The sequence below is a fragment of the Guptibacillus algicola genome (assembly GCF_020171805.1).
GTDB lineage: Bacteria > Bacillota > Bacilli > Bacillales > Guptibacillaceae > Guptibacillus > Guptibacillus algicola.
Genome location: NZ_JAIVAF010000001.1, coordinates 69,837 through 95,162 on the forward strand (window position 1 = coordinate 69,837; position 25,326 = coordinate 95,162).

A 25,326-nucleotide genomic window follows, 5' to 3' on the forward strand; every position below is an offset into this window, starting at 1 on the left:
CCCATGACTGATATGATTATTTTGAAAGAGTCATAAGGAAGTGAAGAATTTGAAAACGTTATTAATCGATATGGATTCGGTTATTTGTGACTTAATGACTGAATGGCATAAACGCTATAATGAGGATTACAATGATAATTTGAATGTAGAGAAGCTTGAATGTTGGCGGTCAGAAGACTATGTAAAAGAAGCGTGCGGTACCAAAATATATGAGTATCTAGATGAGCCAGGGCTTTTTCTTTCGCTATCACCTCTCCCAAACGCTATTGAGGTACTAGAAAGATTGTCAGAACACTACGAGCTCTTAATTGTTACAAGCAGTCGTACATATGCCTACACGGAAAAGGAGTTATGGGTGGAAAAACACCTTCCTTTCATAGGAAAGCGAAACATAATCTTTACCCATCGTAAAGACATGATCCGAGGTGACCTTTTATTCGATGATGCTCCGCACAACCTTGAAGCATTTCGTGATACGGGCAGAACAGCGCTCGCCATGAATTACCCTTACAACAAGGATGTCGATGTGCCGCGCGTGAAAAGCTGGCTTGAATTTGAGAAATGGCTTTCTATGAGAAAGTGAGGAAAAACAGTTGTTCCTAAAAAAAGATCTCATCATAATAGGAGGAGGCCCGGCAGGAATTTCTGCAGCGATTTGGGCTAAGCGATTAGGATTGGACCATGTATTGTTAGAATCAAGAGAAGAACTCGGAGGGCAACTATCATCGATCAACAATAAGATTGTTGATTACCCAGGTGTCGTTTCAGAAAATGGGCCTTCCCTCAAAAAACAAATGGTCCATCATGCAAAAACGCTCGGATGTGAAGTATGTACAAGTATTCCAATTAAAGATGTTGATCTTAATAACAAGACATTGCAAACCGATACTGCTACGTATACATTCAAATCGTTAATCATCGCTACGGGCTCCTCACCTAAGAAACTAAAGATACCAGGTGAACAAGAAATGATCGACAATAAAGAGGTATATTCTGCTACTCGAGATCGCGATAGGTTTACAGGGAAGAAAGTTGCCGTAATTGGTGGAGGTGATCGCGCCTTTGAAGGGGCGCTTCTTCTTGCAGAAGCAGGCGCGACTGTGCAATTGATGCATCGCTCTTCATCTTTTAAAGCAAGAAAAGAATTTCGTGATCCAGTCTTTTTTCACCCTTCTATCGAAGTGTTAACAGACACTGTCGTAACAAAGATACAAGGAACGAATGAAAAGCAATTATCTTATATGAAGAAGCAGAGTACATATGAGACATGTGTTGCAGGTGTATTTATAAGAATTGGAGTTGAGCCAAATACGGCACAGTTCATAAATGGTCTTGAATGTGATGCAGAAGGGTATCTTATATGTGATAAAGCGGGCAAAACCTCTTTACCATATGTTTATGCTGCTGGAGATGTATGTACAAGACCACTATTATCCAGTATATCCTCTGCTGCTGGTCAAGGGATGACGGCAGTCAAGAGCTTATCTCTTTATTTAGAAAACGTAAATGAATCATGAAAAAGACTGCAGTGTTCACTGCAGTCTTTTTCTATATTATGGAAAAGTTCGTGATCTTCGACGTGAAGAAGACTTTTTACTTAAGAATAACGCAAGTAAAATAAAGATAAACATCCCTATTCCTATTAACAGAATGGCAAGATTCAACCACTCATTGTTCGATTCATTCTTTTCGTCAGCTTTTTTGACGGATGCGACTTCTTCCACTTTTGTTGAGGAATCTTCTTTTAGAGATTTGCTTGCTAAGAGTGATGAATCCAGTATTGAGGTGATTGAACCAATATTCGATTCCATAACCCCTTCTTTCGTTATTGTTAACTCCGGTTCACCATCCGAGTTATTTAACAATGTCAGATCTTTAGATAGTGTGTAATTTGTATCCTCAAGAGTCCCAATTTCTGTTCCCTCTTTGTATACCACTGGCGAAAACTCATTGAACCCATAGTTTAACAGCCTGAGGGTATCTTGGTAAGCAGTATTGTTGCTGCTCGCTTTCATCGTAACTGCGATTAATTCGCGGTCATCTTGTGATGCACTTGTAACAAGAGTGAACCCAGACTTCGAAACATATCCATTCTTTCCACCTGTTACATAGTCATAATCCAATAGTAGGCGATGGTGATTAATAAGGGTTGTATCCCACTCTTCGCCTTTCCAGTCCATTTCTTTCAAACCAGCAATAGCGCGATACTCTTCATTTTTCATTGCATATTGCGTAATCTTGGCCATATCTGATGCTGTGGTTACGTGATTTTCATTAAATAATCCATGAGGATTCGTAAAATGAGTATCTTCGAGATTTAGTTCGTTCTCTGCAAATGCATTCATCTCATCTGCAAAAGCTTCTACACTCCCGCTTAAATGCTCTGCTATCGCAACAGCCGCATCATTACCTGAATTAATCATCATGCCTTTAACGAGCTTTTCTAGGGGAAGCGTTTCTCCCTCAGCTAAATACACTCTCGTTCCATCGACTTCTCGAGCTCGACTACTGACTTCGACAGGTTCACTTAAGTTCCCTGATTCAATTGCTAGTATTGCTGTCACAATCTTTGTGATGCTTGCTGGATACATTTCTTTACTGCTGTTCTTCTCATATAGAATTTGACCGGTCTTGCCGTCAATCAGTACTGCCGACTCACTTTTTATGTTTGGTTCTTCCGCTAAGATTGAAGTAGGAAAAACACTTACCGTAATAAAATAAGCGACAAAAATCATTAACCACCTTTGTTTTGCGACCATAGGAGCTCCTCTTTCTTTAAAATGGTATTAAAAAGAGTTCGTACACTTATTCCATCCACTGTCTAGTACAATAGACTCACCTATACCATTATAAAAGAAACCAATGACCAGCAACAACAATTATTGCTCTAAAAATTTTAATGTAAAAGAATTGTAATGAAATAAAAGCCGCATAGGCGACCCCTACGAAACATTCGAATGCTTCCATTGTTCAAAAATTTCCTGAGGAGCTGTCCAACATAGCCAGGAAACAAGTATTTTATTCTCATCCGTTAATACGAGCCAGTATTCCCATCTTCTTTTTTCAAGGTTTTGATAAATACCCGATTTTTTTATGAACCGATCCATGTTATTTCCCCTCCAGTATGCTCTTACCAATCTCTCTAGTACTATTCGACTCAGATTCTTTGAATCCTTTTTGAATATTCTAAACATTCATCACAAGCCCAATATCTACCAATAGATTTTTGGATAAGGGACTATCCCTTTGTACATGATAAGGAGCAAGGAGGTGTACAACATGGCAGATAACAATAGCTCAAACAACTTGGTAGTCCCTGGTGTACAACAAGCTTTAGATTCAATGAAGTATGAAATTGCAAGAGAATTTGGCGTACAGCTTGGTCCAGACTCCACTTCTCGTTCTAACGGATCTGTTGGAGGAGAAATCACAAAGCGCCTTGTCCAAATGGCTGAACAGCAACTTGGCGGCGGCAAGTACTAAGATCAACTAATAAGTATGGATAGTTAAAGGCGGATGCTTTCCGCCTTTTTCATTTTAGCTCAGCTAATTCATTAGCTGTACGAATGGTATAATCAACAATCGTCGTAAGATCACTTATTTGATCTTCATTGATTTGACGATTGAACTCAAGATCAATTTTATTCATTATCGTTGATTCCTGTCGATATTTATAAGAAAGCGTTTGACTTACATAAGGACGATCGCCCCATATCTTCTTAATCAGTTTATAGATTTCATCACATATCCCTTTATCGCGAACAGCCATTTCAAAACTCAGCTTTAACTCGCAACCAGGCTCTATGTCCTCTAACTGTAGCTGCTCAGCGCTAAAACTCTCAAGACTTGCATGAAGGTTTATCGTACTTATAACCTTCTCATTTTCTTCAAAAGTAACGACATAGGTCCTTGAAAGAGTCGCTAGATCAACCAGATCGCTTCGGTTACTTATAGTGATCTCACCGTCTAGATCTCGATCGTATAACTCACCTTCAAGGACAACTTTAACATTCTCATATATTGTTGGATCGAACATATCTCAAACCTCCCAGTCTCCCTACTATATCATGAACTGGGTATGGATAACGTCTATGAACCCCTTGGATGTGAGCGTGCAAATTGGATAAACGTTTCTTCATCTGCAATCTCACCACATGTTGCACATTGTATTCGATATTCAGGACCTCTGTATTCCATATGAAAAGGATCCATCTCTCCTTCTCCCATGATCGACATAACCTCACCTGATTCTGGGTCCATTTTAACCGACGTAACCTTCTGCTCTAATTTGTTAAACCTCGATCGATTTGTTTTACATCTTGGACATAAGTAAGCTGTCATAATGTCACTCCCTTTTTTATTAGTATTTATGAAAAAAGGAAAACTATTCAATTAATACAGTACGTGAAATTAAACAATCGTACACGAACAACTGTCAAAAAAAACTGTCGAGGCATTCTCGACAGTTTGGATGAACGTTATTCTGTTTGTTCGAGTATCTTTTCGAGCACATATTCGATCGATTGTACTCTCTCATTAAACTTCTTAGGTCCTGTATCCTTTTGCCAGGCAATAACAGAAACCATTTCTAGATTTTCATACGTATTTTTTATTTGAATGGGATATAAATATTTGGGTTTATTCTCGATCACCCATTCTTTCGCTAAAGGCTCCCATTCTTTTAATAAGGCAAGCGCACGATCTGCGAACGGTTTGACTTCACCATAAAAATCAACCTCGTATGTATCGAGTTGAGTACGGTTCACGTACTGCAGCCGCGCTTCCTCTGTTATTTCCATCAATTGTTTTGTATTTATTATTAACTTCTCATTCATGACAGTCACTCCCATCTTATCCATCCTAACACAAATCCCCTTCTTCAATCACAAACAAAAAACCTTATATCCAACGTGGACATAAGGCCAGCATATTGATTTAGCTTCCTTATTAGAAACTAAATAAACTCATAATCCAGGGACGCTTTACTTTTCCTGATGACTGGCCCACTGCTTCTTGAATAGATGTATGCTCTTCAAGCTCCATTAATTTTTCTTCGATACGAGTGACTTTCTTAACGAGCTCATCGAGTTCAGCACGGTGTTGCAGCACTTGAACTGTAATCACTTCATCTGCCTTCTTTTCTAACTGTTTTTCAAGCTGCTCAAGTCTAACAGAGAAACGATCGAGTCTCTGTTCAAATTTCTCTTGTGAAACAACTTTAGCGACTGGCTTTTTCGTACCTTGATCAGTCGTCTTGATCTCTTCCATAGATTGACCCCTACGCAACTCTTCTTGAATGTGTTTCAGCTTTGTGATGGTTTCCTCGCTAAATAAAAAATGACCGAGTTCATTTTTCTCACAATCTAAATCAAAGAATTTCACCCATCTCTGAACAGTAGTAGGATTCACTCCAAGTTCATCAGAAACTTGCTTCGTTTTTACCAACATGAAATCCCATCCTTTCGTTCATTTTAGGCTTCCGCCTGTTTTGTAATTGTATAATTCTCCTTAAGTGTGCTATCGCCTTCTTCACTGACAAAACTAGAAGCGTTTCGCCAAAGGTAGTGATTTCCTGATAAAGAGAAACTTATTCGACAGCTGAACGAATGATTTTGTAACATCTGCTCACACTATTGACAGGAGGTGTAGTGAGATGACAAAAAAACGCAAGTTACAAAAACCTGCAAGAAACACACAACCTTCACAAGAAGAAACAAGAACTGGTTATGGTAACAAGAAGCTAGAAGGACCAAATCGTCCTTCAACATAAAACCCAGGGGATACACGCTATCCCCTGGGTTTTATCATGTTCTCAAGCTCTATTCCTATTTTTAACTGACTCCTTTTCTTTTGATACCATTCTGTCAAATCATCGGTATGTGGAAGGTGAACCTCTTTTGATAACATGGAAGAGATTTGCCTCCTTCCTTTAAACCATTCCACTTTTTCTCTTTGATGATGAGATACGATTGGAAAAGCTTCCCTTAACAGCGGTCCTTCCTTTCTTTTCCCCATATACTTTTCATAATCGTAGCGGTTTCCTGTTGCAGGGGTTTTTAACGCGAACTCATAAAACGATGAGAAAAGAGCTGGATGAAACAATAACGTTGCTAGCTTTTTCCCTAACTCCACCCTTTTCTTCGTATGTCGAAACCCCTTTACTGTGACTCCGTACAATTTTCCATTTCTAGTTGGAAAGAGAACCGTACTAAAATGAAACCACTCCTGCACATTGAAAAGGAAAGAATGGAAAACCTTTTTTTGGTAGCTATGATGGTACAGCACTGGGCGTTCGATAACATGCTGTTCATTTATGATTAATGCCTTCATCAACCGCTCTTCATCCCTACTTTCAAAGAACACGTCCCATTCTTGCTGCATAAAAGCTGATACATTGAATTCACTCAGAGCTGACATAATGGAGCTATTTGACTGTTTACTTCTTTCATATAGCAAAAGCTGAGGAAATGCGTCTTCAAAAATGGTCCAGTTCGCACGTTCATATGTAAGAAACAATGTGGTGATCTGTTCGTCTGATAATACCTTAGGAAACCATTCACCTCGTAAATCTCCCATGCTCCATCCCGCATTTCTTGAAACCATGGACGCTAAGAATGCCCATTTAATCTCAGGATTGCGCTTAAAATAAGCTTGATAAAATACGGTACGTGAAATATTATCCTTGTTTCCTCTTGTAGTAATTTTCTTAATTTCTTCTAGCTCTGTCTTAGTAATCCCCATCTTCTTTTTCAATCTTTTTTTCACCTGCTTGAAACATTTTGGTCGTGCAAGACGTTATAATTAGAGTAGAATAGTTGAAGTAGCTTCTACAGAAAGGATGGTTAGATTGCCGATTCGATATCCGAACGGAAAGCCGTATGTCCCTTCGGCTCAGAATCAGCTTGCAAGTCAGAAACAAAAATCATATAGCAACCGCGGAATGACCCTTGAAGAAGACATCAACAAAAGTAATACTTATTATCTCTCGGTAGGCAAAGCAGTTATTCATAAAAAACCAACACCTGTTCAAATTGTTAATGTCGATTACCCAAAACGAAGTGCAGCCGTTATTAAAGAAGCCTATTTCAAACAAGCTTCCACTACTGACTACAATGGAGTCTATAAAGGAAGATATATTGATTTTGAAGCCAAAGAGACGAAAAATAAAACGTCTTTTCCTTTAAATAACTTCCATGAGCATCAGATAACTCATATGAAGCAAGTCATAGACCAGGATGGCATTTGTTTCATCATTTTACGCTTCTCTACCTCTGACGAAGTTTTCTTCTATGATGCTTCGCATTTATTGCACCACTGGTGTGAAATGACAAATGGTGGTAGAAAATCGATTAAAAAACAAGATATTGAACGGAATGGAATCAAGATCCCATATTCTTTTCAGCCACGCATTGACTATATGAAGATTATTGATAAAATGTATTTCAATTATTGCTAGTTTTTAGCGCATTCATAAAATAAGGGATTGTATCGAATCCTATAAAGAGTATTGGTTTGAAAGGCAGGAATATGCATGAGTGAATATAACTCTCGTCAAGAAAGACGTAAAACGAAAAGTCCTAAATCAAAAGGGAAGAAAAAAGGAAAGAAAGGAACGTTCAAAAAGGTACTCCTTTCTCTCGTTGTATTGTTTTTGATCGGTATCGCTGCAGGAGGAATTACAGCGATCGCATACATCAATAACGCTCCAGAGCTAGATCCAGATTCGCTAGCAAACCCACAATCTTCTGTCATTCTCGACAGGAACGATGAAGAAGTTCAAACGCTTGCAGGAAGTAAATCGAGAGAAGTAGCCAAAATCGATGAAATTCCAGATATCGTAAAAAACGCCTTTGTTTCTGTAGAGGATACAAGATTCTATGAACACTTTGGTATAGACCCTAGGCGTATCGGTGGAGCTGTCCTTGCTAACTTCAAGGAAGGTTTCGGTGCAGAAGGTGCAAGTACGATTACACAGCAAGTTATTAAAAACTCGCTTCTCACGTCAGAAAAATCTCTAGAGCGAAAAGTACAAGAAGCTTACCTTTCCATCAAACTAGAACAGCAATACACGAAAGATCAGATTCTTGAGATGTACTTGAACAAGATTTATTTCGGAAATGGTGCATGGGGAGTAGTAGATGCAGCAGAAACTTATTTCGACAAGAACATCGTTGAAGATGAATTAACTCCTGGTGAAGCAGCATTGCTTGCTGGACTACCTCAACGTCCAACAGCATATGACCCATTCGATCATCCAGAAGTAGCAGAAGAACGTAGAAACACCGTTCTTAGCTTGATGAAGAAACAAGGTGTCATCACTGCAGAAGAGCAAGAAAAATATAGTGCGATCAAAGTAAGTGATATGGTCGTTGAAAGTAATAAAGACGAAACCGGTGAGCAATACAAAGTATTTATCGATCGTGTCGTTAAAGAACTACAAGAAAGAAAAGATATATCTGAAAAAGATATTTATTCTGGCGGATTAACGATTCACACGACGTTAGATACAAACGCTCAAGAAATTACGAATGATGTTATTTCTAACTATAATTACACAAATGACTATATGAGGTCAGGTCTTGTCCTACTCGATACGAAGACAGGCTCTGTTCGTGCAATTGGAGAAACGCGGAAAGATGAAAGCGTCATTCCGTATGCGACAACAGACAATCTTCAAACAGGATCTACAGCGAAACCAATCATCTCTTATGGTCCTGCGATTGAAAATATGCAGTGGTCAACAGGGCGATCGATTAAGGATGAGAAACTAGAAATTAATGGTCACCCTATAAGGAACTGGGACCGTAAATATCGTGGACAAGTATCTATGAGAAAAGCGCTAGAGTGGTCCTACAACGTACCTGCGGTTAATACATTTACGGAAGTTGGCGAAGGTCCTGCTCAGGAATTCGCTAATAAGCTTGGGCTTGGACTGGAGGACGAGAATATGGTACCAACAGCAGCGATCGGATCATTTGGCTCTTCTCCACTCGAAATGGCAGGAGCATATGCTGCATTTGGTAACAATGGTAATTACAATAAACCACACACGGTCCGAAAAGTTGTATTTCCAGATGGACGAGAAATTAATCTCGAGCCTGAATCAGTCACAGCAATGAAAGACTACACGGCTTATATGATTACAGATATGCTAAAAACTGTTGTGACAAGCGGAACTGGAACTGATGCTAAGATTTCTGGCTTACCTGTTGCAGGAAAAACAGGTACAACGAACCACCCTCAAGATGTAGTTGAATCAAAAGGGTTCCCAACTTCAGGAATTACGAGAGACGCTTGGTTCGCTGGGTATACGACGGAGTATTCTATGGCAGTTTGGACAGGGTTCAACTCTCCGAATAGCCATTATCTTGATTCAAGTAAAGGTGAAGATGATACATCAAAGATTCTCTTTAGAGAAATCATGCGTAGAGTTTCTGAAGGGATCAATACAGCAGACTTCAAAAAACCAGATTCTGTTGTAGAAGTAGGTGTAGAGAAAGAAACTGGTTTATTACCAAGTGATTACACACCAAAAGATCAAATCGTTTATGAACTATTCGTAAAAGGTCATACACCAGAAAAAACGTCTAATAAATATCAACAACCTGAAGGTGTGAAAGACCTATCCGCTCAATATGACGAAGCTTCTAACAGTATTTCAGTTTCTTGGAAGCCAGGTGGACAGAAAGACTACACGTATAAAGTCGAAATGAGTGTTGATGGCGGTGAATACGCTACGATCTCAGAATCCAGCAATACGGCTGTTTCGGTCGACAACGTATCTCCTGGAAGCGAATTTACGTTTAAAGTAACGGCTATCGTTTCAGATACAGGGGTTACATCGAAATCTGCACAAACATCCGTCACTGTTCCAAAAGAAGAGGAACCTGAGCCTGAAGAAGAAGAAAATGAAGAAACTGATCAGGACGGCCAAGGTGAAGGTAACGATAACCAAGGCGATGGAAACAATGAAGGAAATGGTGATGGTCAGGGTAACTCCAACGGTGGCAATGATGGCACTTCCGATGACTCCGGCAATGACGGATCTAGTAACGATGGATCCGGAAACGGTCAGGGTAACGGCAATCAAGGCGATGGTGGAAATGGAAATGGCAGTGGAAATACCGGTGGGCAAGGAAATGGTCAAGGCAATGGAAGTGATGGCACAAAGCCTGAAGAAGACAACGAGGGCTCTACCACCGATTTAATTCCGCAAAACAATTGATAGCAAAAGGCCAATCGGACTTATTCCGATTGGCTTTTCTTTATGGCTTCATTTTTCATCCACTTTTTATGAAGATCATTTACAAGCTCACGTAATTGGACAAAAGCTGTGTAATGATCATAGTGATCGATAACGTACTGCAATCGTTCTTTTCCATTAATTGGTGCAATTTCTATGCATGTAAACTTCTCTTGCCACAGACCTACAAGTGCCATTTCTTCATTTATCCAGAACAAAGCTTCTATGAAATAGCCGATTTGATAAACCATTTCTATACTAGCTTCCTTCTTATTCCTGTTAGAAAACAGCGTTCCTATATTCAGATGGACTTCATTCCATTGTTCAAAATATGCTTTCACATACGGTGCAGGCGCATACCATGGATACGCACGATTCGTTTGACGCGCGCTTCTTTCGTAGCTGAATGGGTTACGTTTACTACTTGTTTGAAATTCTTCATGCCAATCAAATTCATTAAAAAATAAAGAATGCATAAGTTCGCTCGAAATCACTTCTTTATTTCCCATTTTGTGCACGTTTCTTCATTCGTTTTTGCCCTTCTCTACACAAATCTAAAAGTGGACAAATCTCACATTTAGGTGATTGAGCCCTGCAATGGTATCTCCCAAAGAAAATAAAGCGATGGTGTGATACGGACCATTCATCTTTAGGGATCTTTCTCATTAGCGTTTTTTCAACTTCAAGCACAGAGTCTTTCCATCTGCAGATACCTAGCCGCTTGCTAACTCGCTCCACATGAGTATCCACAGCGATATAAGGTAGATCAAAGGCAACAGATGCTATGACGTTCGCTGTTTTTCGCCCTACTCCTGGTAATAGCATTAGCTCATCACGATCTTGTGGGAGCTTCCCTCCATACTCTTCTACCACCATACGAGCGAGCTTTTTAATATTCTTAGCTTTATTTCTAAATAGACCTATCCTTCTAATGTCGTTTTCTAACTCTTCTAAAGGAACCTCTAAATAATCCTCAGGTTTCTTGTACTTTTCAAAGAGACCAGGTGTTACTTTATTAACGAGTGCATCCGTACACTGTGCAGATAGAACAACCGCAATGGTCAGTTCAAATGGTGTAGAATGATGAAGCTCACAGTGCGCATCGGGGAACATTTCTTGCATTGAATCTAGTACAGTTCGAATCTGTGGCTTTGTTAACAACAATAGCCCTCCTTCCATTAACGTAAAAAAAACGGGAGGTTAGCTCCCGTTTCATCACCTTATCGTCTGTCTATTTACCGAGCCAATTATAGATTGGAGCACTCGTATTTGTTGTGTTCTCAGACTTAGATGATGGTGTTTTTTTTTCATATTGACGCTTCCTAAACTTCTCTCCGTAAGCCCTTGCCTGATCAATTGTTTGGATATTATTTCGCTTCCATTCGAACAATATACGATCAATATAGCGGAAGTTTAATTTCCCTGCAAGTACTGACTCTTTTAATGCTGCTTTAATAAGTTCAGGTTCATGCTTATCACCATCGATCCACATCGCAAGTGTTTCACATTCAATTGGAGAAAGAGGTCTTGCAAACTCTCGTTCAAAAAGAGTATAGAGACTCTCTTCATTCTGTGCATTCTTCTCAGCTTTTGATTCAGCTTCTTGCTGCTCTAACTTCGTAAAGATTCGTTCCCAAAGTGGAAGTAACGAATAGGCTTCGGAATAATACCCTTTTTCTTCATCACGATGCTCATCAATTGTTAAGACGCCTTTTTGCATGAGCTGCTGTATTTTATCCATGCACGTTTGAGGCGTATACGTCATTTCAGACGCGAGTTCCTCAGGAGTAGGAAACGAGTTACCATGCTCTATAAACCCATGTAGCTTTATTAAAAAGAAGCAGTCTTCCTCATGAAGCCCTACTGTAGCATAATGGTTTAGTAACAGCCTCGGTATTGACACGTGTCCCCCGTTCAACAATTGAATAATATGTTCTTTCTTCATCCCATCCACCTCTACCTTTCATTATAGCATGCCGGCATTTTGTGATGGGGAGAAAACCATCGATTGATCATTTTCAATGTATCCCTTTTTAACCAGTGTAAAAAAATACGGCAATTTTCTCATATAAAGACGCTCCCTTCATAAAGAAAGAAGCGCCATAGCATTGTTAGTTTATCACGGATACAATCTGTTTAAAAGTCTAGGGAATGGAATGGTTTCACGAACGTGCTCCACGCCTGAAAGCCATGCGACAGTTCTTTCTAGTCCAAGACCAAATCCAGAATGCGGTACAGATCCGTACTTACGTAGTTCTAAATACCATTTATACGCTTCATCTGTTAAACCATGCTCCTCATAACGCTTTTCCATAAGAGCAAGGTCATCGATACGCTGACTACCACCGATAATCTCCCCATATCCTTCAGGAGCGATCAAGTCTGCACATAGAACAACTTCTTCACGTTCAGGATCAGGCTTCATGTAGAATGCTTTAATATCCTTAGGATAGTTTGTGATGAAGACCGGCTTCTCAAAGCTTTCTGCGATCGCCGTTTCATGAGGCGCACCGAAGTCCTCTCCCCATTCAATATCAGTAAATCCTTTTTCCTTCAATAACGTAATCGCATCATCATACGAAATGCGAGGGAATGGCGCTTGAATAGCTTCAAGCTTCGCTACGTCACGTCCTAAAGTCTTCAATTCGATCTGGCAATTCTCAAGTACGGATTTCACAAGGAAACTTACATATTGTTCTTGAACTTCAAGGCTTTCCTCGTGGTCCATGAATGCCATCTCAGGTTCGATCATCCAAAATTCAATTAGATGACGACGTGTCTTTGACTTCTCTGCTCTGAACGTTGGTCCAAATGAGAAGACTCTTCCAAAAGCCATAGCCGCTGCTTCCATGTATAGCTGACCACTTTGAGAAAGATAAGCATCTTCTTCAAAGTATTTCGTATGGAATAAGTCAGTTGTACCTTCTGCTGAGCTACCAGTCAAAATCGGTGGGTCAATCTTTACGAAGTCATTTTCGTTATAGAATTGGTAAGTTGCTCGAATGATTTCATTACGAATACGCAGGATCGCGTTTTGACGCTGAGAACGGATCCAAAGGTGACGGTTATCCATAAGAAATTCCGTTCCATGCTCTTTCGGAGTAATCGGATAATCCACTGCTTCGTGAATTAATTCAATGTCCGTAACGGTTAATTCATAACCTGACTGTGAACGATCATCTTCACGGACAGTTCCTGTAACCCAAACAGAAGACTCTTGCGTAAGTCCCTTTGCAGCTTCCCAAGCTTCTTCTGAAACTTCCTTCTTCACCATGACACCTTGAATAAATCCAGTACCGTCTCGTAGCTGTAAGAACTGAATCTTGCCGCTAGAGCGTTTATTATGTAGCCATGCTCCTATCGTTACAGTTTGCTCGACTTTTTTACTTACGTTTGAAATCGTCGTTTTCACTTCTTAATTCCCTCCAACTTATATAGAAACGTGTGGGCCATACACTTCTAGATAGCCTCTTAATCGTAATCACTTTGTATTATACCTGTCCACTCTTTGTTCTACAACATACTTAGACTGCTGACGTTTGTTTAGATGTTACAAAACGTTCAATTCGCGTAATCGCCTCAAGAATAACATCTAAAGAAGTCGCATACGAAAGACGAACATTGTCAGGAGACCCGAATCCTGATCCTGGTACGAGTGCAACCTTTTCTTCTTCCAACAGTCCTTTAACAAACGCATCTACAGAATCGAAACCAGTCGATTTTGCTGCTTCTTTCGCATTTGGGAAAAGATAGAATGCACCTTTAGGCTTCACACACGTAAAACCTGGAATCTCACTCAAACGCTGATGTACGATGTTAAGTCGCTCTTCAAATGCTTTATTCATCGTCTCTACAGGTTCTTGAGTGCCTTCGTAGGCCGCAAGTGCTGCATATTGAGAAATCGAAGTTGGATTCGATGTTGAGTGACTCGCTAGGTTAGTCATAGCTTTAATGATTTTCCTATTCCCTGTTGCGTATCCTATTCTCCAACCTGTCATCGAGTGGGATTTCGACACACCATTGATCACAACGGTTTGTTCTTTTAACTCATTCGAAAGTTGAGCGATCGATGTGTGTTTCTCACCTTCGTAAACAAGCTTCTCATAGATTTCATCAGAGATAATGAGAATATTGTTTTCAAGACAGAACGCTCCGATTTTCTCTAACTCTTCTGCCGAGTAGATGGAACCTGTAGGATTGGAAGGAGAATTGATCACGATCGCTTGCGTCTTTGATGTAACAACTTCTTTTAGTTGATCAACTGACACCTTAAACTCATTTTCTTCCTTGCCTTCAACATATACAGGATCACCGCCTGCTAATTTAACTTGCTCAGGGTAGCTTACCCAATACGGAGTTGGTATGATCACTTCGTCACCTTCATCCAGGATGACTTGGAAAAGCGTGTACAAAGCGTGCTTCGCTCCTGTACAAACGATCACTTCTTCAGGTGTATACGAGATGTTCTGATCACTTTCAAATTTAGTGATGATGCTTTTCTTAAGGGGAAGAATTCCACCTGCTGGCGTATACTTTGTTAAGCCATCTTTCATTGCTTTCTCAGCAGCTAAAAGAATATGTTCTGGAGTATTAAAATCAGGCTCACCAGCTCCAAGACCGATCACATCGTGACCTTCTTCTTTCAATGCTTTTGCTTTGGCTGTAATCTCTAGTGTGGCAGAAGGCGTAAGTGCCGCCACTCTGTTAGATAGTTTCATCCCACTCTTCCTCCTTCGTATTCCTTAACTTTGTTTAATGCTTCTTGAGCGCCAGTATTCACCGTTACTGAAATAGTAGTATGCAAACGTATATCGATCATTGGCATCTACAAACGTTGCTTCCCAAACAAGTACTTCTTTTCCTTCTTGATTAACTTCTATTCCTGGCTTGATATTGATTATTTCTGAAGGGGAAAATCGTTCCGTTAAGTTTGACTTAACGACTTCTGAGGTTACACCATCATCTGCTTTTTTTGTAACAGAAGATTCCTTTTTTTCAGGAACCCAAGTATATACGCTCTCTCCCTCATCATTTTTCCCCCTGAACACCACATAAGCGCCATTTGTGCCATGGTAATGAATCGTTTCTTCTATTGTGTTTAATTCTGCAACACGTTTGGCTTTCTCTTCTAACTTGTCAGGGCTTTCTTTAATTGAATGATAAAAAGAGAAACCCTGCCAAATCCCTACACCAAGAACTAAAACTAATATTATCCAGAAAATTCGCATACGAACACCCTATTTATGTACGATAGATAGTAAAAACCATCTTTTCCTGATCCTCTTCATCAAGGGCCAGACCAAACATTAAATCCCTTTCTTTCAACGTTCGATTTAACGCGTCTACGATTTTGTAAATATCAAGGGATTTTGTAACTTTCACTGTTGATAATACTTCGATATTACTCTCCACTCGTGTCATCTCCCTATTTAGTTTGGATATTCCATCAACGCAAATATTTGCTACTTATAGTTTGCTTTCTTCGTGACAAACTAAAAGTACCGCAAAAGCGGGAACGGTGCAAACCGTAATACTCGCCCCACTATCCAACAATTGCCTGCGTTAGACGCAGGCTTTTCTATTTCTGACCTTACCTTATTTTTAAATAAGTTCGCGTATTTTGCAATACTTATTGTTCAGAGACCACTTGGTGATTTCTTAGTTGGGATGGTGATCACATCGTATCCATCCTCTTGCATCCGTAGTGTAACACTACCTATTCGATATGGATAATACACTTCAGTCCAATTTTCACTGAGCCGTTCGAGAACAGCTTCACCGATGTCTATTTTCTTGTGACGAAAGATGACGGCCATTTGAGGGTTGATCGCATCCAAGAACTCTGAAGTTGTTCCTACATCACTACCGAAGTTCGCAACTTTCAATACTTCGGCCGTTTTACCAGAATCAACGAGTTCTTCTTCAAGTGCTCGATCGGTCTCACCCATCACTAATAAGTCTTGACTACCTAAGGATAGCATAAATGTTGCCACACCTGTGTTAGATATGTGAAGGATATCGATCGCTGCCCCTTCCACAATTTCAATCGACTCTTTCACCTTCAGATTACTCACTTTTGTTTGTGATGGTATTTCTTGAATTAACGATTCTACAAGCTGTGCAGGTGCCACGATTTCTTTCACATTAAAATAACGAAGTAAAGAGTTGGTATTACCAGAATAAGCTTCATCTGCGTTCGTTAGCCAAATTTTATTAATTTCCTTTACCTGGTACATTTGCAACCGTTTGATCAACTCTTCTTCCGATGAAGAACTACCCGTGTTAATTAAAACATTTCCACCAATAGGATCCTGGACTAATATTGCTTCTCCTATTGATAAGTCGAAGAATGTAACCGCAATTTCTTGATGTTCTAAGTTTAGATCGACTGATTGTATAGGTGCGTTTGAACCACCAGTATTGATTGTTAGAACGAATAGTAAAAAGGTTAACATCATCATTTTTTTCATCACACTACCACCCCTGAAAGTAGTGTGTGACGAAATGTTTATTTATAACCACAGATCAAGTTCGTTCACAAGCTCATCCACATCTCCCTTAATCATAGGGACATCTGGTAAGGACTTTACAAACAAGCTTCCATACCTCGTCGAAACAATCCTTTTATCGAAGACGAATACCGCACCTCTGTCTTTTTGGGATCTAACAAGGCGACCAAACCCTTGCTTGAATCTTATGATCGCTTCAGGAAGAGAAAGCTCCATAAAAGGGTTGCCTCCTGCATGTTTTAGCTTTTCAGACCTTGCTTGGAAGACCGGGTTATCTGGTGGAGAAAATGGCAGACGAACGATCACAAGACAGCTTAGATCTTCCCCTGGGATATCGACACCTTCCCAGAAGCTACTCGTGCCGAATAAAATCGCATCATCACTTTCTTTAAAGTTCTTCGTTAATCTCACACGACTTCCACTGTCTACTCCCTGACTAATCAAGGTTAGATCATCATACTGCATAAGCTCCTTCATCCTTATATGTGCTTTTCGCAGCATATCATAAGACGTAAATAAAACGAGCATCCTTCCTCTTGTTACCCTTGCTATTTTCAAAATTGCATCTGTAATATGATCGACGAACTGATGATCAGAAACGTCTTTTATCATAGGGAGGTTTGTTGGAATCATTAACCTTGCTTGCTCAGCATAGTTGAACGGTGACTCGTAGCGATACGTTTTTGGTCCGTATTCTTCAAGTCCTAATCGTTTAATAATGAAGTCGAACGAGTTTCTGACTGTCAATGTTGCAGAGGTAAGAAGAATACTCTTCTTTTTTCCGAAATACTCTTCAGATAATAACTCGCCAACTTCTACAGGACGACTGAATAGAAACGCTGAATTGATCGCACCTTTTGGATCAATCTCTACCCACTTTACGTCATTTGATTTATCTTGCAACAATAGATAGTCCACTTTGGCCAATTCTTCTAATACAGATGCATGTAATCCTTTGAAATCAGCCGCAGCGTTAATCTGCTCACGAGTTAACTCTTCCTCATTTAGATCCAATTCCTTTTCGATCTTTATTAATAATTTATCGAGATCTTTCAAGTAAAAAACGAGTCTATGTGCGGCTTCTTGAATCGCATCCCAAGACGAACCATTCTCTTCCGTTAGGCGATAGCTTAATCGTCCGATTTCATTCGATCGATTGATATTCTTCTGAACATATCTGTGCAACATTCTGAAAAGCTCATCAAGATCTGACAAAATTGTTTTCACATATGTTTCAATTTCTGATGTCATCTCATCTACTTCAACGCCAATGTCCTTTAGGATGCCAATCGTTTTTCCATATAGACCGTCTCCATCTTTCAAACCCATTCTTACAAATCCTTGCAGAATAGAAAAATAGTCCGTTTTCACACCAAAGAACTCAGTAGCAATATCTTCTAAGTGGTGCGCTTCGTCGATGATTGCCTGCTGGTACGCAGGTAAAAGCTGATGGTCATTGATCAAATCACTAAACAAGAGTGCATGGTTCGTAATAATGAGATCAGCACTCATGGCTAGCCGTTTTCGACGATGATAAAAGTCTCTAGAGAACCATGGTGACCGGTGATTTGCAGATACGGTTGCATCGCTTTTCACTTGTTGCCAAAAGAGTTTTCCTCCGCTTGAAAGGTTGAGCTCTTCCACGTCACCATAATTTGTTTCGAGTAGCCACACTAATATCTGAGCTTTCGTTAAAATGGTGTCATAGTTGTTATCTTCGAATTGTAATAACTGTTGTTCAAACCTCGTCATATCAAGATAGTTACTTCTACCTTTTAGAACAGTTGCTTCAAAATCATATGGTAAAATCTCTTTTAAAAACGGTATATCACGCTGAAGTAATTGCTCTTGCAGCTGTATCGTATGTGTACTTACGACGACTGGTTTACGCGTGTTCTTTGCATGAACAACACCTGGTAATAGATAACCTAGAGACTTTCCAATCCCTGTCCCAGCTTCGACCAACACATGATGGTTCGATTCAAAAGCATCCGCAACACTTCTCATCATGTCATTTTGTCCATCACGTGTTTCGTATCCAGGAATGATGGTAGCCATCGTTTTATCCAGGTCTTGTTGAATCGTTTGAAATAGGATAGCTTCCTTCAATGGGTCTGTTTCTATAGGTTCAGATTGTCTCTTTAGCGCAATTTCACGAAAGATCTCAAAGTCCCCTTCAGGTTCGATGGATGCTTCTTTCGTTTCCACTAATTCCTGAAGGATATTTTCTAGGTCACTAAATAATCTTGGGCTTAGCTCTGCTAACTGCTTCAACGTCACTACAGGAAGTGACTCAAGTTTATTGAATAAATACTGAAGTAATTCACCCGTTACTTCCGCATCACTGTCTGCCTGATGCGGATTGTTATGTTCGATAGCAAGATGATCAGCTAACCAAGATAATTTATAAGCTTCTGCTTGAGGAAGAAAGATCCTTGCAAGTTCAACCGTATCAAGAATAGGTCCTGAGAATGGTTCATATCCGCTCTCATCAAGCTCTGCATTCATGAAGTTTAGGTCAAACCTGACATTATGCGCAACAAAATAAGCTCCATCCAGTCGTTTGAGTAGCTCTGGAGCTACTTCATCAAAAAGTGGAGCGTCCTCTAAATCCTCATCGGTAATTCCTGTTAATTGTTGAATAAATGATTGTAGTGGCTGTTCAGGATTCACAAAGGAAGAGTAGCGATCTACGATCTTATCCTCTTCGATCACAACCAAACCGATCTGTATAATACGGTCTCCATTTTTTGGAGAATTTCCCGTCGTTTCAAAATCTATAACTGTATAGCGGTTCATTCGTTTCACTCCAGTTGCTTAAAACCTTACTCTCACCTGTATAACTTTATCACTTTTTATGTAGAACGGAAAATTTTTTTATAAAGAAAAGCTCTGGATTTGTTTCCAGAGCTTTTTCGACTATAAAATGGTGGAAGCAGGTTCTGCTCCGATCATATCTACGATTTCATTTCGTTCATTCATAATTGCTACGCGAGGTGTGAAATGCTTTGCTTCTTCTTCAGTCATCATACCGTACGCAACGATAATGATGACATCTTGAGGTTGCACAAGTCTTGCTGCCGCACCGTTCAAACACACAACACCAGAACCTCTTTCTCCTGGAATGATGTACGTTTCTAACCTTGTACCATTATTATTATTTACGATTTGAACTTTTTCATTCGGTAGCATTCCTACTGCTTCTATAATGTCCTCGTCAATGGTAATACTTCCAACATAGTTTAGGTTTGCTTCTGTAACACGCGCTCGATGGATTTTACCTTTCATCATCGTCAAAAACATTCTGTTTACACTCCTATCGGTATTCCACTTCTTGTAATAATGGCATTATCAATGAGCCTTGCTGCTGAGAACTGCACAGCAACAGCCACAATAATATCTTCATCGATTGTGTCGATGGGCTTAAGTTCTGGATAGGAGAGTACCTCTACGTAGTCAATTGTACCGACAGTTTCTTGTAGTTTGGACTCTACTATTTTCTTAATGTGAAGAGCACTTGATTCCCCACTGCTGATCGCTTCTTTCGCTGCTCGTAAGCTATTTGAAAGCTCTGAGGCGTCCGTTCGCTCTGAGGGTGTCAAGTACACATTACGCGAGCTTTTCGCTAGACCATCACTCTCTCTAACGATTGGACATGGGACAATTTCAACCGGAACATTAAAGTCTTCTACAAGCCCTGAAATAACTGCAACTTGTTGCGCATCTTTCAATCCGAAGTATGCGCGATCAGGTAAAACGATTTGAAATAACTTTAGAACAACCGTTGCTACACCATCGAAATGCCCTGGTCTAGATTCACCACAAAGGGTATCGACCCTTCTATTAACAGTAAGAGTTGTCGTACGATCTTCCGGATACATCTCACTTACATGAGGGTAGAACAATATATCTACACCGGCTTCTCTCGCTAACTCTTCATCACGCTTTATATCTCTTGGATAACGATCAAAGTCTTCGTTTGGACCGAATTGAAGAGGGTTTACAAATACACTCATCACGACGATGTGATTTTGTTTTCGAGCTGCTTCTACAAGGCTTATGTGCCCTTCATGAAGAAACCCCATCGTAGGAACAAACCCGATCGAATGACCAAGTTTCATTTGTCTTTTTGCTTCAGCTTGCATATCTTTAATGCCAGAAATTATCTTCATGCCTTCTTCCCTCCATACATCGATGCGAGCTGTTCTTCTTTCATATTGAAAGAGTGCTTCTGCTCGGGGAACGCTTGCTTTTTGACATCTTCAATATATGAATGAATGGCATGTGAAACAGTCCCGCTTATTTGTGCATACTGCTTCACAAACTTAGGGACATGCCCACTCCCATAACCGATTAGATCATGATAGACGAGCACTTGTCCGTCTGCCTGTATACCTGCTCCTATTCCGATGACTGGAATCGAAAGCTCACTCGTAACAATCTCTGTTAACTGCTGTGGCACACATTCAAGGACAAGGGCGAAGGCACCAGAACGTTCGATCGCTTTCGCATCTTCAAGAAGCTGAGCTGCTTCTTCACTTCCTTTTGCCTGCACCTTATACCCGCCTAGTACACCTACAGACTGTGGTGTGAGTCCTAAATGTCCCATAACAGGTACACCAGCAGAAGTGAGTTTAGCAATGTGGGTGATTACCTCTCCCGCACCTTCAAGCTTAACAGCATCAGCACCTGCTTCTTGCATTAATCGACCTGCATGGGCTAACGTTTCACTTGTACTGCTATGGTACGTTAGGAAAGGTAAATCGCTTACAATAAACGTCTTACGAGCTCCTCTATTAACTGCTTTTGTATGAAGTACCATATCATCCATCGTTACAGGAACAGTAGAATCATAGCCGAGCGCGACCATTCCTACAGAATCCCCAACTAGTAGCATGTCGATCCCAGACTCTTCTGCAAGCTTAGCAGAAGGGAAATCGTAAGCGGTCAACATGGCGATCGGCTCATTGTTTTGCTTCATTTTTTTGAAATCACTCGTTGTTTTCATTTCTTACTCCTCCTTTTTTAGAGGAATATAAAACCGCACAAAAAACTCCTGGATGAGGTTAACGGTTGACAGGGGTACCCTAATCGGCCTGTGAAAACACAGGCATACCGCAACACTCCACGATCCAGGAGGTTACATATCGGCTTCATCCCTCTGTCCTAGTCCGTTTCGGATCAAGGCAGAATATTTTAGTTTTTTTCCTTACATGGTGCGGTTCTTTAACAAAGATACCGCCCTTACACCTGTAGTATAGCAGATTCATGTGGAAAATGAATCAACAGATTTCAATATCAGCTGAATAAATATGATGAACCTCGCCATCATCCGACTCGAGTAACAGTACACCCTCCTCGGTAATCCCTTTCGCTAGACCTTCAATTACGCCATTTAAGGTCCTTGCTTTAATTTTCCTACCGAGGCTAATCGCATAACTTTCCCATAAAAGCTTGATCATGCGAAACCCATTTTCCATATACTCTGTATATAACACTTCAAGTTCGTTCAATATCGATGCTAGTAGAGCTGCACGGTTAACGTCTTCACCACTTTCGATCTTAAGGGATGTTGCTGTAGTTAAATCAGATGGAAAGTCTTCTTTGGCGGCATTTACATTGATCCCCATACCAATGATGACAGACTTGATTTGGTCAGCTTCTGCTTGTAACTCTGTAAGAATTCCAACTATCTTTTTTCCGTTGATCAAGATATCATTCGGCCACTTGATTTCAGCTTCTAGTCCTGTTTGCTTTCTGATCGCTTGGACAACACTCACAGCAGCGATCAATGTGAATTGAGGCGCACGTTGAGGAGGTAATTTTGGTCTTAGAATGATGCTCGTCCAAATCCCGCTACCCTTTGGAGAGTGCCACGATCTACCCAGCCTTCCTTTACCTGCAGTCTGCTCATCAGCAACGACAATCGCTCCATCCTGTATTCCTTCATGAGCTAGATTATGAGCAATGAATTGGGTCGTCTCAACCGATGGATAGGCATGGATTTCACTACCAATAAATGTCGTATCAAGTTTCAAGCTAATTTCCTCTTTCGAGAGGCTGTTCGGACGAGTCACGATTCGATAGCCTTTCTTTTGGATCGCTTCAACCTCATATCCATTCTTCCTCAGCTCAGCAACATGTTTCCAAATTGCAGTTCGTGAGACATTCAAAGATTCACTAATCATTTGTCCTGAAACATACGTATCGGTATGTTCTTCAAGCATTTGCAGCAATCGCTGTCTTATTGAGTCTGCCAATGTTCAAGCCACCTTTTGATGCTAGATTTCTCATTCGTAACCTCTTCTTTAAGAACCGCTTGTTCGATCCTCATAAGACTCTCACCAACCCAAGGACCTGGTTTTTGACCTGTCCATGCTAATAGGTCTTCGCCTGTTACAGCTAACATATCAGAAGAGGAGATCGGAAGAGCTGAAGCAATGAGATCAATATGTTCATATGTAGGTTTTCGATCGTGTACAACAGCTAGTACGCGTTCACTTTCTTTATCAAGTGGACGTGCGAAGTATACAGTTTCTCGGTTCCATCCGACTCGTTGCACTTTCTTACTAACACTTAAAATCTTTTGCACCTTTTTGATAACATCGTTCGATAGTCGCCACTTTTTCAAAAAAAGAACAGGGTCTTCAACCTCAAAAGCGAGCCACGCCCAACGTTCTTCATCAGTTTCCAAAAGACTCACTTTCATACCTCTCTCTAGGTATGATTTCATCTCGTCTAAACCTGGCAAATAGGAATAAACTCCCGTTTCAACGATCAATTTCAATGCTCGTTCTACAGCAGCACCAGCTAGCAGTTTAGTAAATTCAGTTGCTACTCTTTCAACTGCAATATGTGATAGAAGGGATGCATGTTTCTTAATGGCCTGTATGGTCTCTTCTTCAAATTGAAAGGAAAAGACACTTAAGAATCGTAACGCTCTTACCATCCTTAACGGATCTTCGGTAAATCGTTCATCAGCATGGCCAACTGTGCGGATCAACCCTTTTTTCAAATCTCCCCTACCTTGAAACGGGTCTACGATCTCACCATTTCCTGAAAGAGCCATACTGTTTATCGTAAAATCTCTTCTGGCCAAATCATCGTCGATATGACTCAAGAATTGAACCTCAGAGGGGTGACGAAAGTCGTCATACTTCTTTTCAGATCGAAACGTTGTCACCTCAAAAGGTTCATCTTCAAAGACGACCGTTACTGTTCCGTGTTTCACACCAGTTGGAATAACTTTTTTAAAAAGCTTCATAACTTCGTTTGGATGCGCAGAAGAAGCAATATCGAAGTCTGAAACAGGTAAGTCTAGCAAAAGATCTCTAACCGCTCCACCAACGATATAAGCTTCGTAGCCTGCATCTTTCAGACGCTTTAGGACTTTGAGACACTTCAGAGCAGTAACACCTTCGAGTTGAATCAAACTAGCTCCTCCTGAATGGTTTTATAGTATAGAGATTCATAGTGCTCCAATATCAACTCAGAACCAAATTTTCTTTGAACTGTTTTAAGCGATTCGTCGCTGAATCTCTTGTGTAATTCTCGATCAGATAAAAGTTTACGAGCATAAGAAGCGATCTCATCTACGTTTCCTACTTCTGCAATAAAGCCGTTCACTTCGTGTTCGATTACTTCAGGGATGCCGCCGATGTTTGTACCTATAGCTGGTACGCCACAAGCCATCGCTTCAAGAGCTACGAGGCCGAAACTTTCTTTCTCAGATAAAAGCAGCTTCAAATCGCTAATCGACAAGATTTCAGCTACGTTCTCTTGTTTTCCGAGAAACTTCACTTTCTCATCCAACCCGAGCTCTTTCACTAATCTGCATGCCACCTGTATTTCTGGACCGTCTCCAATAAGAAGAAGCTTTGCTGGAATCTCTTTTTGTACTTGATTGAAAACCTTAATAACATCCGGAACTCGTTTCACACCTCTGAAATTAGATATATGCACGATTACTTTTTCTTCTTCAGTAATCCCATACCCAACTCGTAGATCTTCGCGACGTTTCGGATAATAGACCCGTTCATCGACAAAGTTATAGACCGTCTGTATCTGCTTGTCTGTCTCTAGTAGATCTTGTGTTTGTCTGACAAGATCTCTAGAAACAGCTGTCACACAATCTGACTTCTCGATACCAAATCGAATCAGCTGCGTTAGAGATGGATCATAGCCTAATACAGTTATATCTGTCCCGTGGAGAGTCGTTACGATCTTAACGTTCCCTCCCACCATCTCTTTTGCAAGAAACGCACAAACAGCATGAGGAACAGCATAGTGAACATGCAGGAGATCTAAATTCTCACGTTGTATAACTTCAGCCATTTTACTAGCTAGTGTTAAATCATAAGGCGGGTAACGGAATACAGCGTATTGGTTGACCTCTACCTCATGGAAAAATATATTCGGATGAAATGTATCAAGCCTAAATGGAACGCTACTTGTAATAAAATGTACTTCATGTCCTTTTTCAGCAAGCATTTTTCCAAGCTCAGTTGCAATAACCCCTGAGCCTCCAACTGTCGGATAGCACGTAATGCCGATTTTTAACTTCATCATCTTACT

General features: G+C 40.4%; 27 protein-coding genes. 5 read left to right on the forward strand and 22 right to left on the reverse strand.

Features of this window, described 5'->3' with window-relative positions; genetic code table 11:
- Window positions 1-49: 49 nt before the first annotated feature.
- Window positions 50-583: a 5' nucleotidase, NT5C type gene (locus LCM09_RS00395; protein ID WP_224877885.1), complete on the forward strand. Its 534-nt coding sequence runs from the start codon at window positions 50-52 to the stop codon at window positions 581-583.
- A 10-nt stretch (window positions 584-593) separates the two neighbouring features.
- Window positions 594-1,517, forward strand: coding sequence for an NAD(P)/FAD-dependent oxidoreductase (locus LCM09_RS00400; RefSeq protein ID WP_224877886.1), 924 nt, complete (start codon window positions 594-596; stop codon window positions 1,515-1,517).
- Between the two features lie 36 nt (window positions 1,518-1,553).
- On the opposite strand, the gene LCM09_RS00405 is transcribed toward LCM09_RS00400, so the two are convergent.
- Entirely contained in the window at window positions 1,554-2,759 is a 1,206-nt protein-coding gene (locus tag LCM09_RS00405) for a D-alanyl-D-alanine carboxypeptidase family protein (RefSeq protein ID WP_224877888.1), read from the reverse strand.
- A gap of 183 nt (window positions 2,760-2,942) precedes the next feature.
- Complete coding sequence (locus tag LCM09_RS00410) at window positions 2,943-3,107, reverse strand: hypothetical protein (RefSeq protein ID WP_224877890.1); 165 nt, start codon at window positions 3,105-3,107, stop codon at window positions 2,943-2,945.
- 172 nt (window positions 3,108-3,279) lie between these two features.
- Here LCM09_RS00410 and LCM09_RS00415 point away from each other — a divergent pair, with 172 nt between their 5' ends.
- The gene (locus LCM09_RS00415) at window positions 3,280-3,483 is read left to right on the forward strand and encodes an alpha/beta-type small acid-soluble spore protein (RefSeq protein WP_224877892.1); all 204 of its coding nucleotides are present in this window, start codon (window positions 3,280-3,282) and stop codon (window positions 3,481-3,483) included.
- Between the two features lie 49 nt (window positions 3,484-3,532).
- On the opposite strand, the gene LCM09_RS00420 is transcribed toward LCM09_RS00415, so the two are convergent.
- From LCM09_RS00420 to LCM09_RS00440, 5 genes are all read right to left on the reverse strand, one after another.
- Entirely contained in the window at window positions 3,533-4,036 is a 504-nt protein-coding gene (locus LCM09_RS00420) for a hypothetical protein (protein ID WP_224877894.1), read from the reverse strand.
- Between the two features lie 53 nt (window positions 4,037-4,089).
- On the reverse strand, window positions 4,090-4,341 hold the full coding sequence (locus tag LCM09_RS00425) for a DNA alkylation repair protein (RefSeq protein ID WP_224877896.1): 252 nt from the start codon (window positions 4,339-4,341) through the stop codon (window positions 4,090-4,092).
- Between the two features lie 137 nt (window positions 4,342-4,478).
- A complete protein-coding gene (locus tag LCM09_RS00430; protein ID WP_224877898.1) occupies window positions 4,479-4,859 on the reverse strand; it encodes a YppE family protein in 381 nt (126 codons plus the stop codon).
- Between the two features lie 88 nt (window positions 4,860-4,947).
- Window positions 4,948-5,448 (reverse strand): MerR family transcriptional regulator, encoded by a 501-nt coding sequence (locus tag LCM09_RS00435; protein ID WP_224877900.1) that lies wholly within the window; start codon window positions 5,446-5,448, stop codon window positions 4,948-4,950.
- A gap of 339 nt (window positions 5,449-5,787) precedes the next feature.
- Window positions 5,788-6,753: a DUF2515 family protein gene (locus LCM09_RS00440; protein ID WP_224877902.1), complete on the reverse strand. Its 966-nt coding sequence runs from the start codon at window positions 6,751-6,753 to the stop codon at window positions 5,788-5,790.
- A 94-nt stretch (window positions 6,754-6,847) separates the two neighbouring features.
- Between LCM09_RS00440 and recU the strand changes: the two genes are divergently transcribed.
- Both recU and LCM09_RS00450 read left to right on the forward strand, forming a co-directional pair.
- Window positions 6,848-7,456 (forward strand): Holliday junction resolvase RecU, encoded by a 609-nt coding sequence (recU, locus tag LCM09_RS00445; RefSeq protein WP_224877905.1) that lies wholly within the window; start codon window positions 6,848-6,850, stop codon window positions 7,454-7,456.
- A 75-nt stretch (window positions 7,457-7,531) separates the two neighbouring features.
- Window positions 7,532-10,225, forward strand: coding sequence for a PBP1A family penicillin-binding protein (locus LCM09_RS00450; RefSeq protein WP_224877907.1), 2,694 nt, complete (start codon window positions 7,532-7,534; stop codon window positions 10,223-10,225).
- Window positions 10,226-10,245: 20 nt separating this feature from the next.
- On the opposite strand, the gene LCM09_RS00455 is transcribed toward LCM09_RS00450, so the two are convergent.
- The 15 genes from LCM09_RS00455 to bshA form a co-directional block, all read right to left on the reverse strand.
- Window positions 10,246-10,752: a YpoC family protein gene (locus tag LCM09_RS00455; RefSeq protein WP_224877909.1), complete on the reverse strand. Its 507-nt coding sequence runs from the start codon at window positions 10,750-10,752 to the stop codon at window positions 10,246-10,248.
- Window positions 10,742-11,404 carry an endonuclease III gene (gene nth / locus LCM09_RS00460; RefSeq protein WP_224877911.1) on the reverse strand — a complete coding sequence of 221 codons (663 nt, stop codon included), beginning with the start codon at window positions 11,402-11,404 and terminating at the stop codon, window positions 10,742-10,744. The genes LCM09_RS00455 and nth overlap by 11 nt, the downstream gene beginning before the upstream one ends.
- A 70-nt stretch (window positions 11,405-11,474) precedes the next feature.
- Window positions 11,475-12,188 (reverse strand): DnaD domain-containing protein, encoded by a 714-nt coding sequence (locus LCM09_RS00465; RefSeq protein ID WP_224877913.1) that lies wholly within the window; start codon window positions 12,186-12,188, stop codon window positions 11,475-11,477.
- A gap of 174 nt (window positions 12,189-12,362) precedes the next feature.
- On the reverse strand, window positions 12,363-13,655 hold the full coding sequence (gene asnS, locus LCM09_RS00470; protein ID WP_224877914.1) for an asparagine--tRNA ligase: 1,293 nt from the start codon (window positions 13,653-13,655) through the stop codon (window positions 12,363-12,365).
- A 112-nt stretch (window positions 13,656-13,767) separates the two neighbouring features.
- The gene (locus LCM09_RS00475; RefSeq protein ID WP_224877915.1) at window positions 13,768-14,961 is read right to left on the reverse strand and encodes a pyridoxal phosphate-dependent aminotransferase; all 1,194 of its coding nucleotides are present in this window, start codon (window positions 14,959-14,961) and stop codon (window positions 13,768-13,770) included.
- Window positions 14,962-14,985: 24 nt separating this feature from the next.
- Window positions 14,986-15,471 (reverse strand): cell wall elongation regulator TseB-like domain-containing protein, encoded by a 486-nt coding sequence (locus LCM09_RS00480; protein WP_224877916.1) that lies wholly within the window; start codon window positions 15,469-15,471, stop codon window positions 14,986-14,988.
- A gap of 13 nt (window positions 15,472-15,484) precedes the next feature.
- Window positions 15,485-15,655: a YpmA family protein gene (locus tag LCM09_RS00485; protein ID WP_224877917.1), complete on the reverse strand. Its 171-nt coding sequence runs from the start codon at window positions 15,653-15,655 to the stop codon at window positions 15,485-15,487.
- A gap of 224 nt (window positions 15,656-15,879) precedes the next feature.
- On the reverse strand, window positions 15,880-16,713 hold the full coding sequence (locus LCM09_RS00490; protein WP_224877918.1) for a ComEC/Rec2 family competence protein: 834 nt from the start codon (window positions 16,711-16,713) through the stop codon (window positions 15,880-15,882).
- A gap of 42 nt (window positions 16,714-16,755) precedes the next feature.
- Window positions 16,756-19,551 (reverse strand): ATP-dependent DNA helicase DinG, encoded by a 2,796-nt coding sequence (dinG, locus tag LCM09_RS00495; protein ID WP_224877919.1) that lies wholly within the window; start codon window positions 19,549-19,551, stop codon window positions 16,756-16,758.
- Between the two features lie 120 nt (window positions 19,552-19,671).
- A complete protein-coding gene (gene panD, locus LCM09_RS00500) occupies window positions 19,672-20,055 on the reverse strand; it encodes an aspartate 1-decarboxylase (protein ID WP_224877920.1) in 384 nt (127 codons plus the stop codon).
- A 5-nt stretch (window positions 20,056-20,060) separates the two neighbouring features.
- Window positions 20,061-20,924 carry a pantoate--beta-alanine ligase gene (gene panC, locus LCM09_RS00505; RefSeq protein WP_224877921.1) on the reverse strand — a complete coding sequence of 288 codons (864 nt, stop codon included), beginning with the start codon at window positions 20,922-20,924 and terminating at the stop codon, window positions 20,061-20,063.
- Window positions 20,921-21,760, reverse strand: a complete 840-nt coding sequence (gene panB / locus LCM09_RS00510; RefSeq protein WP_224877924.1) for a 3-methyl-2-oxobutanoate hydroxymethyltransferase — start codon at window positions 21,758-21,760, stop codon at window positions 20,921-20,923. Before panB ends, panC begins: the two co-directional genes overlap by 4 nt.
- A 274-nt stretch (window positions 21,761-22,034) precedes the next feature.
- On the reverse strand, window positions 22,035-23,012 hold the full coding sequence (locus LCM09_RS00515) for a biotin--[acetyl-CoA-carboxylase] ligase (protein ID WP_224877926.1): 978 nt from the start codon (window positions 23,010-23,012) through the stop codon (window positions 22,035-22,037).
- On the reverse strand, window positions 22,997-24,184 hold the full coding sequence (locus LCM09_RS00520; protein ID WP_224877928.1) for a CCA tRNA nucleotidyltransferase: 1,188 nt from the start codon (window positions 24,182-24,184) through the stop codon (window positions 22,997-22,999). The genes LCM09_RS00515 and LCM09_RS00520 overlap by 16 nt, the downstream gene beginning before the upstream one ends.
- Window positions 24,181-25,317 carry an N-acetyl-alpha-D-glucosaminyl L-malate synthase BshA gene (gene bshA, locus LCM09_RS00525; RefSeq protein WP_224880004.1) on the reverse strand — a complete coding sequence of 379 codons (1,137 nt, stop codon included), beginning with the start codon at window positions 25,315-25,317 and terminating at the stop codon, window positions 24,181-24,183. Before bshA ends, LCM09_RS00520 begins: the two co-directional genes overlap by 4 nt.
- Window positions 25,318-25,326 lie beyond the last annotated feature (9 nt).

Excerpts from the sequence above, each read along its gene's own strand:
- LCM09_RS00405 (WP_224877888.1), bottom strand. The coding sequence starts at position 2,759 with ATGGTCGCAAAACAAAGGTGGTTAATGATTTTTGTCGCTTATTTTATT.
- LCM09_RS00410 (WP_224877890.1), bottom strand. The coding sequence starts at position 3,107 with ATGGATCGGTTCATAAAAAAATCGGGTATTTATCAAAACCTTGAAAAA.
- LCM09_RS00415 (WP_224877892.1), top strand. The coding sequence starts at position 3,280 with ATGGCAGATAACAATAGCTCAAACAACTTGGTAGTCCCTGGTGTACAA.
- LCM09_RS00420 (WP_224877894.1), bottom strand. The coding sequence starts at position 4,036 with ATGTTCGATCCAACAATATATGAGAATGTTAAAGTTGTCCTTGAAGGT.
- LCM09_RS00425 (WP_224877896.1), bottom strand. The coding sequence starts at position 4,341 with ATGACAGCTTACTTATGTCCAAGATGTAAAACAAATCGATCGAGGTTT.
- LCM09_RS00430 (WP_224877898.1), bottom strand. The coding sequence starts at position 4,859 with ATGGATAAGATGGGAGTGACTGTCATGAATGAGAAGTTAATAATAAAT.
- LCM09_RS00435 (WP_224877900.1), bottom strand. The coding sequence starts at position 5,448 with ATGTTGGTAAAAACGAAGCAAGTTTCTGATGAACTTGGAGTGAATCCT.
- LCM09_RS00450 (WP_224877907.1), top strand. The coding sequence starts at position 7,532 with ATGAGTGAATATAACTCTCGTCAAGAAAGACGTAAAACGAAAAGTCCT.
- LCM09_RS00455 (WP_224877909.1), bottom strand. The coding sequence starts at position 10,752 with ATGGGAAATAAAGAAGTGATTTCGAGCGAACTTATGCATTCTTTATTT.
- LCM09_RS00465 (WP_224877913.1), bottom strand. The coding sequence starts at position 12,188 with ATGAAGAAAGAACATATTATTCAATTGTTGAACGGGGGACACGTGTCA.
- LCM09_RS00475 (WP_224877915.1), bottom strand. The coding sequence starts at position 14,961 with ATGAAACTATCTAACAGAGTGGCGGCACTTACGCCTTCTGCCACACTA.
- LCM09_RS00480 (WP_224877916.1), bottom strand. The coding sequence starts at position 15,471 with ATGCGAATTTTCTGGATAATATTAGTTTTAGTTCTTGGTGTAGGGATT.
- LCM09_RS00490 (WP_224877918.1), bottom strand. The coding sequence starts at position 16,713 with ATGAAAAAAATGATGATGTTAACCTTTTTACTATTCGTTCTAACAATC.
- dinG (WP_224877919.1), bottom strand. The coding sequence starts at position 19,551 with ATGAACCGCTATACAGTTATAGATTTTGAAACGACGGGAAATTCTCCA.
- panD (WP_224877920.1), bottom strand. The coding sequence starts at position 20,055 with ATGTTTTTGACGATGATGAAAGGTAAAATCCATCGAGCGCGTGTTACA.
- panC (WP_224877921.1), bottom strand. The coding sequence starts at position 20,924 with ATGAAGATAATTTCTGGCATTAAAGATATGCAAGCTGAAGCAAAAAGA.
- panB (WP_224877924.1), bottom strand. The coding sequence starts at position 21,760 with ATGAAAACAACGAGTGATTTCAAAAAAATGAAGCAAAACAATGAGCCG.
- bshA (WP_224880004.1), bottom strand. The coding sequence starts at position 25,317 with ATGAAGTTAAAAATCGGCATTACGTGCTATCCGACAGTTGGAGGCTCA.